This window comes from Kocuria sabuli (genome assembly GCF_040981185.1).
In the GTDB taxonomy this organism is placed as follows: domain Bacteria; phylum Actinomycetota; class Actinomycetes; order Actinomycetales; family Micrococcaceae; genus Kocuria; species Kocuria sabuli.
Genome location: NZ_JAVHZE010000107.1, coordinates 1 through 539, shown reverse-complemented (window position 1 = coordinate 539; position 539 = coordinate 1). Strand labels below are relative to the sequence as shown.

The window sequence follows — 539 nt, the reverse complement described above, 5'->3', positions numbered from 1 at the left end:
CTTTTGAATTTCCGGTTACAGCTTTAGTCGGCCCTAATGGCAGTGGTAAATCTTCTGTCCTCGGTGTTGCGGGGTGTGCTTATAAAGAAATTAAACCTAGTGTTTTCTTCCCCAAAAGTGCAATTGGTGATGAAAGCATGGCAGGATGGAAGGTTGAGTACGAAATTATAGACAAAAGTGTAAATCCAAGACAAACAGTCCGTAGAACCAGTAGTTTTAGGAGCGCCAAATGGGCGAGGGATGAAGTTGTATCAAGGGATGTGTATTTCTTTGGTATCGAACGTACTGTTCCTGCTGGTGAAAAAACAAAATATAAAAAATTAACTCGATCCTCTTACCAACACACAGGGAGTTTATCCACCCTGAGTGCAGGAGTTGCTAAGCAGATTGAACATATCTTAGGAAAGGATGTTTCTGCATTTAATGTTACTGATATCGGTCATGATGAGAAGTTTTTTGTAGGCAACAATAATGGTAGCCGTTATTCAGAATTCCATTTCGGAGCAGGTGAATCATCAATTATACGAATGGTGTCAGAA

1 pseudogene is annotated in these 539 nt (G+C 40.3%); it reads left to right on the top strand.

The window, feature by feature from the left end:
• Positions 1–539, top strand: a pseudogene (locus RE027_RS18145) (ATP-dependent nuclease); the annotation flags it as partial.